The sequence below is a fragment of the Chitinophaga horti genome (assembly GCF_022867795.2).
GTDB classification, from domain to species: Bacteria; Bacteroidota; Bacteroidia; order Chitinophagales; family Chitinophagaceae; genus Chitinophaga; species Chitinophaga horti.
On the sequence record NZ_CP107006.1, the window covers coordinates 4,444,110 to 4,456,634 of the forward strand.

Below are 12,525 nucleotides of genomic sequence, written 5' to 3' on the forward strand. Positions count from 1 at the left end.
CGTGTATGCTGATCCGTGAAAAAGTGGGCCATGTCGCCGGTATCCATATCAATCATCTGCAAAAAGATGCGTTACACATCGAGTGGTTCGATGCAGCCAAACGTATACAGCGCCTCCGTACACAAAGCGGTTGCGAAGTAGCGATCAAATTCCTGCAGGAAGGCCAGCGGCTTGAGGATGGCGACATCCTGTACATGGATGATACAACCGCTATAGTCGTGCACATCGTGCCCTGCGACGCCATCGTTATTCAACCCAAAGATATGCTGGAAATGGGCACGGTATGTTATGAGATCGGCAATAAACATCTGCCCATATTTTTACAGGAAGATGAGGTGCTGATCCCTTACGAAGAACCGCTGTTCCGATGGTTGCAGGCTGCAGGCTTTGCTCCTGCAAAAGCCGTACGCCAGCTGCGCAACATGCTGAAATCGAACGTCACGCCGCATAGTCACGGTACGAGTGCCAATACGTTATTTTCCCGCATCATGAACCTGGCTTCCAAATGAGTACACATTACCTGGGCAGCCTGCTGCACCTCTCCGACCCTACTTTACCCATCGGCGGCTACACACATTCCGCCGGGCTGGAAACGTACGTGCAGCAAGGACTTGTACACAATACGGCTACCGCCGAAGCTTTTGTTCGCAACATGCTGCAGTGTAACCTGCAGTACAACGACGGCGCCTTTGTTCACTTCGCCTATACCGCCACGCAAACGAAGAACTTACAACGACTCGTGCAGCTGGATGAGGAATGTACCGCGTTAAAAACACCGAAAGAAATCCGCATCGCCAGCCAGAAGCTTGGTTTGCGGCTCATGAAGATATTCAGCCGGCAGCAGCCGTTTGAGCTGGCAGCTCAACTCGAGCAACAGGTAAAGTCACCGCACTATTGCATAACATTCGGCCTGTACGCCTGCCTGCTGGGCATCCCGGAGGAAGAGGCGCTGTTATCCTTTTACTACAATGCAGCAGTGGGCATGGTGACCAACAACGTAAAACTCGTACCGCTCGGGCAGCTCGACGGACAAGACATCCTGTTCCGCTTGCAACCATTACTGCAATCGCTTGCCCAGGCTACGTTGCAGGCCGACGAAAACCTGACAGGACTTTGCAATACAGGCTTCGACATCCGCTGTATGCAGCATGAACACTTGTACTCGCGGTTGTACATGTCTTAAATGATCAATCTAAAAAAATGGAAAGAAACTATATAAAAATCGGTGTGGCCGGTCCCGTTGGTTCGGGTAAAACAGCGTTGATAGAACGGCTGTCGAGGCACATGGCCGGTATGTACAGCATTGGTGTGATCACCAACGATATTTATACAAAGGAAGATGCCGAATTCCTGACGCGCAACAGCCTGCTGCCTGCCGAACGGATTATTGGTGTGGAAACGGGCGGCTGTCCGCATACGGCCATTCGAGAAGACGCCAGCATGAACCTGGAGGCGGTAGACGAGATGGCGCAGCGCTTCCCGGATGTGCAGATCATCTTTATCGAAAGCGGCGGCGACAACCTGTCTGCCACGTTTAGCCCTGACCTGGCCGACGTGACCATCTTTGTAATCGACGTGGCGGAGGGCGATAAGATACCGCGCAAGGGTGGTCCGGGTATTACACGTTCCGACTTACTGGTGATCAATAAAATTGACCTGGCGCCTTACGTACATGCCGACCTGGGCGTGATGGACCGCGATGCCCGTAAGATGCGCGGCGAACGTCCTTTCATATTTACAAACCTCATGAGCCTGGAAGGACTGGATAAAGTGATGACCTGGATCAAACAATATGCGTTGCTCGAAGGAGTGGAAGAATGATCAACGAACTGAAAATAGCGACCGGCCTGCGAAACGGCAAAACGTACCTGAAGGAAAGTTTTTACACCCGTCCCTTTAAACTGGCGGATGTGGGATTGGACCGCCACGATCCGGCGCTGTACCTTACGCTGATGAGCTCCTCCCCCGGCATACTGGATGGCGATGTGTACGATATACAAGTGCAACTTGCAGCACATACGCGACTGCAATTACAAACACAATCGTACCAGCGCATCTTTCAAATGGAGCAGGAAGCGCGGCAAACCATGCAGGTAATGCTGGAAGACGGAGCCATGCTTTCGTACATTCCCCATCCGCTGGTGCCGCATAAAAACGCCGTGTTTAAGGCGCATAATAAAATCACGGTCGGCGCGGGCTCCCGGTTACTTTGGGGTGAAATCGTTACTTGCGGCCGCAAACTTTCCGGCGAAGTATTTCAATTTAAATTATTGAGGAACCTCACAGAGATTTACCAGAACGGCCGCCTGTTGCTGAAAGACAACCAGGTGATGGCGCCGGCACTCATTCCGCCCGAAGTGATGGGACAACTCGAGGGGCACACGCACCAGGCGACTTTTATTTATGTGGATACCACACCCGGTGCGAATTTATTTGAAGAAAACATTCGCGCACTGATACCAGGTGACATCGTGTGTGGCGTTACCCGCGCCGCAGGTCCGGCCGTTGTGGCGCGTATGCTGGCGCAGGGTGGCGAGCAGTTGTACGACTGCCTGCAGCGCATTGCCACCGCCATCTGGACAAACGAAATTGTACACTATACTAATACATCCGAACATGAACGCTGAAATTGGCGCACTCGCCGCCACCGCTATTGGCATCAGCTGCCTGCACACCGTAACCGGCCCCGATCACTACGTACCCTTCATCGCCCTGTCGAAAGCGCGTAACTGGAAGCTCGGCAAAACCATCTGGTGGACGATCGTGTGCGGCATCGGGCATGTGGGCAGTTCCATTATACTTGGGCTAATCGGTATCGCGCTCGGCTGGCAGATCAAAAAACTCACCGGGCTGGAAGATGTTCGCGGCGGCCTCGCCGCCTGGGCATTACTGGTGTTCGGCACCTTATACCTCATCTACGGCATCCGCCAGGCGTACCTGAACCGCGCCCACAAACACTTTGACGTGTACGACGACAATTCCGTTTACGTATACGAACACAAACACGGCGAGGCGCCTGTATACCCGCAACAGCGCACCAAAGTAACACCCTGGATCCTGTTCATCATCTTCGTACTCGGCCCTTGCGAACCCTTAATACCGCTGCTCACTTTCCCTGCGGTGGAACAGTCGCCTGCCGGGATATTGCTGGTTGCGGGCGTGTTTACCCTATTCACCCTGATCACCATGGTGGGTATGGTATTGCTCGGCTACTTCGGCTTTTCCTTCCTGCAAACGGGTAAGATGGAAAAGTATGTGCATGCCATTGGTGGCGCCAGCATTACAATATGCGGTGCGGGTATGGTATTTTGGGGATGGTAATGTTAGAACTGATGCACACCGATGTCTGGCGGCTTTACCGGCATTACTTTGTTGCCGAAAAAGTCTTTTGCAGGTTCTTTAACGAGCGGCCTGCCTTTACGGGCGGCTGCGGATACAGGCCGCAACTTTAATCCTTTCAACACTTCGAAACCCGGGTTGCCACCCAGCACCAATGACTGGAACATCGGATCTGCATTCACAGCGCGCGGATCTTTGATGGCGTTATCGTGTTTACCGAAATAGAGATTGTTTTCATAGTAGATGCGGGTAGACTTTGCCGCCTGGTAATCTACGGGCGTTAAAGCGTAGAATATATTGTTGGCGAATAACGTGCTATCAGGATAGCCGTTCCAGTTATCGAACGCGATGATGGAACTATCGATGCCCTTCTCCCGCTGCGGAACGATGATCATATTGTTATAAATCTGCGTGTTACGTGCAGGGCCAGGCAAATGAATAACCGGTGAAAAGCCAGCGTGCTTGCCGGTTTTACGCGAGCCATCATTGATGCTGATATTGTAACGTACAACCGTTCCCGTATTGCCTGCACTTGTCGGCATTTTCTGGCTGCCATCGTCGCACACCAGCAGGAAGCCACCTTCGTTATCATGACTGTAATTATATTGAATAAGCGTGTTGCGACAATTCCAGTCCGAGTCGAAGCCCTGTCCGTCCCAGGGGGCTTTATGATCGCTTACTTCGTTGTATTCGATGATGGTGTTATCGCAGCTCCAAGGCCAGATGCCGGCTGCCGCTTCGCCGTCTGGCAACAATCGCGGGCAATCGCGTATAACGTTGCGTGTGATTAGCGCACTGTCGCAACCGATAGGTACAATACCGTCGCCCGGCACACCTTCCAGCAAGTTGTCGCGTATGATGACGCGCAGGCTGGGGAACCAGTCCTGCCGCGACCAGTACCCGGCGAAGGTAATGCCATTACGGTGCGTGTTACGGATCGTACATTTTTCTATCACCAGGCCGTCGAACCGCGACTTCACATTTCTGCCGCCACATTGTACCATAATGCCCGCACCGGCGCCGCCTGCCTTTAACAGGCTGCCGTTTACGTCGTGAATGTCCAAGCCCGACAGCCAGATGTGATGCATGGTGCCGACATCGCGGGCCTGTACCAGTATGCCGTTGCGGCTGGACTGCCTTTCCGGGCCGTTGTTGGAGATGTCGAGGTTTCTTATTTCCCAGTATTCAACATTGTTGATATGCACCGTGGCTGGCATGACGCCGTTGCCCTGCAGGCGCGGTTTGTAGCCTTCGCCGTATTTATCGATGAGGATAGGCATGCCGGTAGCGCCGCTGCCCTGTACCTTCAGCTGCCCTTCATAAATGCGGCCGGCGCGGAAGAGCAGTTGATCGCCTGCACGAAACACCTGGGCATTCACCCGGCTGAGAGACTTCCAGGCTTGTTTGTCGGAGAGGCCTGTGGCGGCATCGTTCCCATTGATCGCGTCCACGTAATAAGTGGCGGCCGTAGCCTGTTGAATGGTCCACAGGCAACATAACAACATTAAATACTTCATCGGGATAAGATACAAAAAAAGCCGCCTGGCAGCAGCTGTATACTATTTCGCCGGGAAATTGTAAGTTTAGGTGGTATGATCAAATTCACTTCCGTTATTGAGCAGGCCATTCAACAGGGTGACAAGACCGGTTGGAGCTATATCATCATTTCCGCCGCCATCGCGGAGAAGTTGCAGCCCGGTAGCCGGAAATCGTTCCGGGTAAAGGGATTGCTCGATAATTTTGCTTTTTCAGCTGCCCTACTGCCCATCGGAGAAGGAAAGTTTATGTTGCCCATTAATGCCACCATGCGTAAAGGCACCGGCAAACGCAAAGGCGAAAAATTGCAGGTCCAGATAGAAGCCGATCTTGACTACCAACCAGTTACCTGCCCCGAACTGATGGACTGCCTGAACGATGCCCCCGAAGCCCTGGCGTTCTTTAACACCCTCACCCGTTCCCACCAGGATTATTTCATCAAGTGGATAGAAAGCGCCAAGACAGAACAAACCAAATCCAAACGGATCGCGCAGACCGTTACCGGCCTCTCCCATAAATTTGATTTCGGCACTACGGTCCGTTACTTCCGGGACCGGAAGGACGAGTTGGGGTACTGATTGAAACGGCTGTTCCATGACGTATCTTTGTGAAGGCTGAATAGTGAAAAACAAGTACAAGGGAGTGACACAACGGCGGCTGAACAGGAATGCTGAAGCTGGCGACCGAAATTCCCTTTTTGACGGCCGGATGGCCAATATTCCACCCCCTTTCTCCGTTTTTATGGCATAATATTGCCTAAATTAGAGGAGGGCAATGACCATATAAATACAACGCAATGAAAAGGATTTTAGCATCAATATTACTGATTTTACCCCTGTTAGCCGGCGCCCAGTCGAAGCTAAGCCCGCAAATGATCGAGGATTTTTCGCAAAAGGCGGCGCAACGCTACCTGCTGCCTAACGATTCCATGTTCGGCTTTATCACCGAGCAGATGAGCCGTAGCGGCGCGGGCGGACTGGAGATCGACAAAACGATGACGGAGCTGGAAAAAGACGCCACGGCACTGGAAGCGACGCTCAAATACCTGTATCAATACAGCAACGGCAACCGCCAGCAGTTGATCGCCAACCTGCGCGCGATGAATGTGCAGTCCAACTACGTATTCCCGATTACGACGTATACAGTAAACAAATACAAAGATCAGCTGAAAGCCTTGCTGGAAGAGAAGCCTGGGGTGACTTTCACACTGCCGCGTAAGGTTAGCGCACCGGTGGTAGCAGCGGCTACGCCGACCGAAACAGTGACCACCACTGCGACAGAAGGCACTACGGCAACCGAAACCAGCACCGGAGAAACAACTACCACCAGCACCGTTGCACCCGCAGGTACGCCAGCTGCGCCAGCCGCAGGTGAGGGTATTAACTGGGAAGTACGCGACTTGTTCAAACTCAACAAACCGGCCGACCTGGTGAATATGTACGGTAAGGAAAACATCATCGTACAGAATGCGACCGATTTTTCCGGTAATGATATCGGTAAGGCTTACCTGGTTTTCCCCGATACAGATAACGAGTTGCAGATCATCTTCAGTGATTCGGGTAAGATCATTTCGTTTACCCGCGAAAACTCGCAGTGGAAATCGCCTTTCGGTATTAAACCGGGCGACCCGATAGAAAAACTGGTGAAGATGAATGGCCGTAACTTCCGTTTCAATGCGTTTGAGTGGGATAATGCGGGCATCGTATCAAACTGGCAGGGCGGTCAGCTCGAAAACAAAGGGGTTGTCATCCTACTGAAAGCGGTGCGCTCCGGCGATTCCAAACTGTACGACCAGGTAATTGGCGACAAACAGTTATCCAGCGACAACAACACGGTGAGAAAGATCGGCGTGATCGTGGACAAGGTGATGTTCCGGACAGACGGTATCTAACATTAATTTTGATAAGAAAAGGGGCTGTCTCAAAAGTAATTTCTACCCGTTTTTATACGGGTACCTGATGGAGAAATTTTTCGTTTACGCGATTCTCATGACCATCAAACTACTTTTGAGACAGCCCCTTTTTTATTACTTAATATCGAAGTGATGTACGCCGGCCGGCACTTTGTATACCGCCTGTTGCGTCATGGCTTTTCCCTTTTGATAAACCGCTTTGCCTGCGGGCACCTCCAGGTGAATGGAGGCAGTGGAGTTGGCCGGAATAGTGGCCGTATACGTTACGCCGCTGCCGTTGCGTTTCCATGAAGAGATGATTTGTCCGTACGGGCCGTCGTGCTTCGCTTCGAAGTGATCGAGGCCTGTTACGAAATGCGGCGCCAGCAACACATCGTGGAAACCGGGAGCAGCTTCATTTGGCAGAATACCACCAATTCCTTTAAACAGCCAGGCGCCAATTTCCCCAAACATGATGTGGTTGCGCGAAAGGTCCGATTTTGCGTGCGGGTCCCAGTTCTCGTACAGCGTAGTGGCGCCGGACTTGATCCAGTAGCCCCATGATGGAAAGTCTTCCTGCGCGGCTACCTTGTAAGCTACATCCGCATAACCGTTTTCGCTGAGGGCGTTGAGGATGCTCTTAGTGCCGAGCAAGCCTACATCCAGGTGAAAGTTATCCTGCGCCACCCGTTTAGCGAGGTTGGCGGCCACGAGCGCCTTTTTATCTTCCGGAACAAGGCCCCAGTAAAGGGCGGAGCTTAATTCCGTTTGTACGCCGCTGCCGTAGATGCCCGTTTGTTCATTCAGGTATTTTTTATTGAAAGCAGTTTTGATCTTTTCGGCCAGTGCACTGTATTGCTGGTAGTCAGCCTGGCGGCCGAGCATCTGTGCGGTTTTCGCGAGGATCAATGCATCCTTATAATAAAAGCAGGAGGAAGTAAACTCCACCGGCGTTTTGGATTTTACCGGCACCCAGTCGCCCAGGCCCCAGGTGGTTAAGCCAGAGGGGCTGATCTCCGTGATATGATCTACGTACTTTTTAATATTGTCGTAGCAGTCGATCAGCAGCCTGTTATCGCCATAAAACAAATAAATGTTCCAGGGGATGATGGCGATGGTGCTCGTCCAATCCGGGCCATTGCCCCACTCGTAACCCCATCCGCCGGTAGGAATAATAGAAGGCAGAACGCCGTCTGGCTTTTGTTCATCGCGGTGATCGGCCAGCCATTTTTCGTACACAGTGATGCCGTCGAAATTGAACAATCCCGTTTCGCTGGCGATATGCGCGTCGCCCGTCCAGCCGTTCTTTTCACGCTGCGGGCAATCTGTCGGGTAGCCGAACAGGTTAGAGAGATACGCGTTGTTCGTCGCCCACCATATTTTATTGATCAACTCACTGGAAGAGTTTACCGCACCTGCTACCGGCACATTGCTATGCATGAAGTAGCCCGTCAGGCTTTCTTTGGAAAGCTTAATCGGCTGGCTGCTCGTCACTTCCACGTATTGAAATCCTTTGTAGTTAAAGCGTGGCATAAACGTTTCCGTACCTTTTCCACTGAGGATAAAAATATCCGTCTGGAAAGGATCTGTTTTATCCTTCGGCCGATAGTGTACGATGATGTTGGCGAGGTCTGCGCGGCCTTGTTTATTTAAGTCCTCCGAGTGTTTTAAACGGATGATCGTGCCTGCCGGGCCGCTTACCTTCAGCTGACTAACGCCGGCGATCGTACGACCGAGATCGAATAAGTAAGTCGTATCATCGAACTTACGGATCGTTTTTGCCGGTATCGTTTCCACATTTTCTACCGGGTGCATGGCCTGTGCTACGATGTTATCCGACGGGCGCTTGCGGGCGATTACCGGCTTCCATTGTGCATCGTTGAAACCAGGTGTGTGTTCCAGCCGGGCAGCTCCAGGCGGGCGTCGTAATGTTCGGCGGTGTAGATGCTATTGAAAATCACCGGGCTTAATGCGGTTTTCCAGTCATCGTTTGATTTGATCACCTCCTGCGAGCCATCCGAATAAGTAATGCGCAGGTCGAGGCAAAACGCCGGACGTGCACGCCAGGGGGCGTTGTGAAAGTCCCATACCGCTGTTGACTGGTGGTTGTACCAGCCGTTGCCAAGCAATACACCAATCGCGTTAGTGCCCGATTGCAGCTGTTTGGTAACATCATACGTTACGTACAGGTTGCGGCGGTCGAAACGCGTGTACATGGGATCCAGGCGGTGGTTACCGATCTTTTCTCCGTTGATATATAACTCATAGAGTCCCGCCACGGCAATATATGCGCGGGCGCTGGCGATCTTCCTGGCTGCGGGAAACGTTTTGCGGAAGTAAGCCGCAGGTTTAAGGTCCTTGTCATCCGTATCGGTTATCCATTTACCCTGCCAGGCATCGCCCATCATACCCGTTTCGAAACTGGCGAGTGGCGATTGGGAAGATTTGCCCGCATGATCCCACAGCTGCACCTTCCACCAGTACTTCGAAAACGGCGAGAGCGGTTTTCCCTGGTAAGTGGCGAGGATGTCTTGGCCATTGATCTTATCCGTTTGCCATACTAACTGTTTGCCCTGTGCATCGCTGTACACGAACAGCTGGTAAGCCGATTGCGCTGCACCGGGGCGTTTATCGTTCATCTGCCAGGTAAAACGCGGTTGTTTGGCGTCGAGCCCGATTGGGTTTACGAGGTATTCGCATTTCAGGTTCACCGGGTTGGCGGCGCGTACCTGTGCGGCGGCCGATGCCGTTACGAGCAGTGCTATGAGAAAAAGTCGTTTCATCCGTTGTTTGTAAGAGATTGATTAAACTGTCCGGAACGTGGGGCCGGAATGTTCGCAAGAAGGGGTATTCCGGGGAATAGTTGGTGTTTTTTTACATGAGCGGGGGTGAATTTTAGCGGAATGGGCTTGCGGGTTGGTGTTAAAAGAGAAAGGCGCTTCGGGGGAAGCGCCTTTCTTATTATTTGATCGGATGTTTTAGTAAGTCAGCTTGCTGAACGTCGTTTTAGCGGCTTCCAACTGAGGGGCCCAGGCTGCGCCGTTCCGGTCATTTGGCCCGAAGGCTGCCAGTGCGAGGTCCTTAAGATCAGTTTTAGCGGCAGCGCTCCAGAAGTGAACAAATTCACCCATGTTCATTCTCCTCGTGTACTCCATTCCGTAAGCGTTTGTGCGTTTAGGGAAGTGCTCAGCCAGCAACGTAAAAAAGCCGTTTAAAACAGCCGTTTCACCATGTTGGCTGTAAATCGGGTAGAACCAATTCTTAAACCATTGCGTTCCCGGTCTTGGATAGCTGTCGACCGTGTTCATACAACTGGCGTAAGCACGCTTCCTTTCTGCTTCCCAACCAAGTCCTTTGTAGACGTCGTAGATATAAATTTCCATCCACTTACTGTCTCCCCAGATATCGAATGCAGGTGATTCTTTTACGCCCTTAAAACCGCCTTCTACGATGTGTCCTATTTCGTGTGTTACCACGTCGAGGTTCCAGTTCGAAGTATCTTCCCAGGAGTTATTAGAACCGATGTCGATACCTGTGCGGTTATCATGGCCGTCATCGAAGTAAGTGTACGGATGTCCGCCGCCATATTTGCCATAGTGAAGCACTACATTCAGCCGTTTATCTTTCCCTTTGAATGGGGCGTACACTTGTTTGGTGTAGACCCAAATCTCTTTGGCTTTCCGAAGCGGCCACAGAATTTCGCGATTCATGTCATCATCATAGTACAACGCTACTTCATCGTTGTAAGCAACCAGCTTTACTGTTTGCTTGTGTTCGAACCAATGCTCCTTCCACGAAGAGGAAGGAGCGTTGGCGTCGGTGTCCGGGACCATGTCGTTCGGGTTTATCCGTTTTATCTCCTTTTTACAGGATACGGCAAACACGAGCGACAGGGCCAGGATGGAAATATTGATTCTCATGGATAATAACGTTTATTAATCGATCTGCGAATTACCAATTCGGGTTCTGTACCAGGTTCTGGTTCAGTAACGTCTCGTTGTTCGGGATCGGGAACAGGTAGTCACGGTCTTTACGGAACGTACGTGTTGAAGAGATGGTCGGCGTATAGAACGCTGCACCATCTGCATTCATGTTCATACCCCAGATTGGGCCGTTATTGGTATTTTCGGCGATCAACCAGCGACGGGTATCGAAGAAGCGGGCATTTTCGAACGCAAGTTCAATTCTTCTTTCCGTACGGATAGCTTCACGCATTGCAGCCGGACCAGCAGGAACAGGAACAACGCCAGTACCGAAGCCGGAAACACCTGCACGGGTACGAATGAGATTCAGATAAGTCAGGATATCGGCATTACCCGGATCGTATTCGTTCAGCGCCTCTACGTAGTCGAGGTAGATATTGGCCAAACGGAGGTACGGAGCACCACGCCTGGTTTCAGTCTGTGGAACTGCCTTCCTTGGAATGTAGCCGGTAGGCGATACGTCGGAAGTACTTTTTGATTTACCGGAGTTACCGCTGAATTCCATATCGGTGATCACGTTAGAACCATAAAGCCACAGGCTTTTGTTATAAGTGATGCTTACATAGAATCTTGGTTCGCGATTGATCCATTGGTTGTAAGTGCTTCTCGTAGTATTGTCGAAAGGTGCTCTGAACGAAGTGAAACCTGTAGCCTGGTAGCCGGAAGCCGGATCGGTGATCGGCAGGCCGTTTGCCATATAGAATGCATCTACCATTGTTTGGGTAGCACCCAGAGAGCCACCCCCCTGTTGTTCGGACGGTGCACCTACGTGTTTACCCATCCTGTCATAACGCAGGTAGCTTTCTGATTTGGAGCGACCATAAATCCACTCCTGATTCCATTCTACCAGGTGTACGTTGCGGCAAGCCAGGTAAGCAGCCATGTAAGGATCTGCGTTGTTGTCCCTGAACAGTGCATAAGTACCCTGTGTGGTCACGAACTCGTCAATGAATGCTTTAGCAGCATCGGCAGCACGCTTCCACTTGTTGGCATCATAGGTAGTATTTACCAGCGGAGTACCGTCCACATTTTTGAAGTCGGTATAGTTGGCGTTACCGTTATAGAGCGGGCTCGCAGCCAGCATAAGGGCCTGAACCTTAAATGCTTTACATGCACCTTTCGTTACACGGCCAATCTCACCATTGAAGGGAGTATAATCCAGCTCTTCGTAAGCTTTATCCAGCTCGTTGGCGATGTAGTTGATACAGGTATCAATGTGCGAGCGGGAATACTGCAGGTCCGACAGCGGCGTGTTAAGATCTACAGGGTCTTCGCCCAGGATCAATACCGGCCCGTACATACGTACCAGGAAGAAATAGAACATAGCGCGTAAAGCTCTTGCTTCAGCCTTGTAATACTTCTTAGTTAATTCAGGTACCTCGAGGGCATTCGCACCATCGATCTGCTGAATGAAGTAACCTGCATTACGCACACCTTTATAATAGTTGCTCCACCAGGTAGAAATATTGCCATCGGTTTTTGCCCAGGTACTAGCATTCAACTGCGTACTGTAAGGGAAAGTCCAAGTATAAACAGCCTCGTCGGAAGCCGCCGTGAAAACACCGGAGTGCGCAGTATTGGTATAACGCTCCTGGTTTTCATTCGGCAGAGATGAATATACGTTTGCAAGAAACTTATCTGTATTCACCTTTGATTTGAAGATGTCGTCGATCGTCAGTACGTCATCTGGCACCTGGTCCAGGTACTTGGAGCAAGAGCTGATGCCAAGCGCCAAAGTAGCTGTAAGTATCAAGAAAATCTTTTTCATTTGCTTTT

12 protein-coding genes are annotated in these 12,525 nt (G+C 51.3%); 7 read left to right on the forward strand and 5 right to left on the reverse strand.

What is annotated here, in order from left to right; genetic code table 11:
• Positions 1–5: 5 nt before the first annotated feature.
• From ureE to MKQ68_RS17835, 5 genes are read left to right on the forward strand one after another with little or no spacing between them, the layout of a single operon-like run.
• The gene (gene ureE, locus MKQ68_RS17815; RefSeq protein WP_264280293.1) at positions 6–509 is read left to right on the forward strand and encodes an urease accessory protein UreE; all 504 of its coding nucleotides are present in this window, start codon (positions 6–8) and stop codon (positions 507–509) included.
• The gene (locus MKQ68_RS17820; RefSeq protein WP_264280294.1) at positions 506–1,183 is read left to right on the forward strand and encodes an urease accessory protein UreF; all 678 of its coding nucleotides are present in this window, start codon (positions 506–508) and stop codon (positions 1,181–1,183) included. Before ureE ends, MKQ68_RS17820 begins: the two co-directional genes overlap by 4 nt.
• A 17-nt stretch (positions 1,184–1,200) precedes the next feature.
• The gene (gene ureG, locus MKQ68_RS17825) at positions 1,201–1,821 is read left to right on the forward strand and encodes an urease accessory protein UreG (RefSeq protein WP_264280295.1); all 621 of its coding nucleotides are present in this window, start codon (positions 1,201–1,203) and stop codon (positions 1,819–1,821) included.
• Positions 1,818–2,627, forward strand: coding sequence for an urease accessory protein UreD (locus tag MKQ68_RS17830; protein ID WP_264280296.1), 810 nt, complete (start codon positions 1,818–1,820; stop codon positions 2,625–2,627). The genes ureG and MKQ68_RS17830 overlap by 4 nt, the downstream gene beginning before the upstream one ends.
• Positions 2,617–3,321 (forward strand): urease accessory protein UreH domain-containing protein, encoded by a 705-nt coding sequence (locus tag MKQ68_RS17835; protein WP_264280297.1) that lies wholly within the window; start codon positions 2,617–2,619, stop codon positions 3,319–3,321. The genes MKQ68_RS17830 and MKQ68_RS17835 overlap by 11 nt, the downstream gene beginning before the upstream one ends.
• A 2-nt stretch (positions 3,322–3,323) precedes the next feature.
• Here the strand turns inward: MKQ68_RS17835 and MKQ68_RS17840 are convergent, their stop codons facing one another.
• Entirely contained in the window at positions 3,324–4,856 is a 1,533-nt protein-coding gene (locus MKQ68_RS17840) for a right-handed parallel beta-helix repeat-containing protein (protein ID WP_264280298.1), read from the reverse strand.
• A 75-nt stretch (positions 4,857–4,931) separates the two neighbouring features.
• Here MKQ68_RS17840 and MKQ68_RS17845 point away from each other — a divergent pair, with 75 nt between their 5' ends.
• On the forward strand, positions 4,932–5,453 hold the full coding sequence (locus tag MKQ68_RS17845; protein ID WP_264280299.1) for a YdeI/OmpD-associated family protein: 522 nt from the start codon (positions 4,932–4,934) through the stop codon (positions 5,451–5,453).
• Positions 5,454–5,671: 218 nt separating this feature from the next.
• A complete protein-coding gene (locus MKQ68_RS17850) occupies positions 5,672–6,766 on the forward strand; it encodes a hypothetical protein (RefSeq protein WP_264280300.1) in 1,095 nt (364 codons plus the stop codon).
• Positions 6,767–6,901: 135 nt separating this feature from the next.
• On the opposite strand, the gene MKQ68_RS17855 is transcribed toward MKQ68_RS17850, so the two are convergent.
• From MKQ68_RS17855 to MKQ68_RS17870, 4 genes are all read right to left on the reverse strand, one after another.
• Complete coding sequence (locus MKQ68_RS17855; protein WP_264280301.1) at positions 6,902–8,581, reverse strand: family 78 glycoside hydrolase catalytic domain; 1,680 nt, start codon at positions 8,579–8,581, stop codon at positions 6,902–6,904.
• Positions 8,582–8,622: 41 nt separating this feature from the next.
• Complete coding sequence (locus MKQ68_RS17860; protein WP_264280302.1) at positions 8,623–9,549, reverse strand: alpha-L-rhamnosidase N-terminal domain-containing protein; 927 nt, start codon at positions 9,547–9,549, stop codon at positions 8,623–8,625.
• A 195-nt stretch (positions 9,550–9,744) separates the two neighbouring features.
• Positions 9,745–10,686, reverse strand: a complete 942-nt coding sequence (locus tag MKQ68_RS17865; RefSeq protein WP_264280303.1) for a hypothetical protein — start codon at positions 10,684–10,686, stop codon at positions 9,745–9,747.
• Positions 10,687–10,717: 31 nt separating this feature from the next.
• Complete coding sequence (locus tag MKQ68_RS17870) at positions 10,718–12,517, reverse strand: RagB/SusD family nutrient uptake outer membrane protein (protein ID WP_264280304.1); 1,800 nt, start codon at positions 12,515–12,517, stop codon at positions 10,718–10,720.
• Positions 12,518–12,525: the final 8 nt, after the last annotated feature.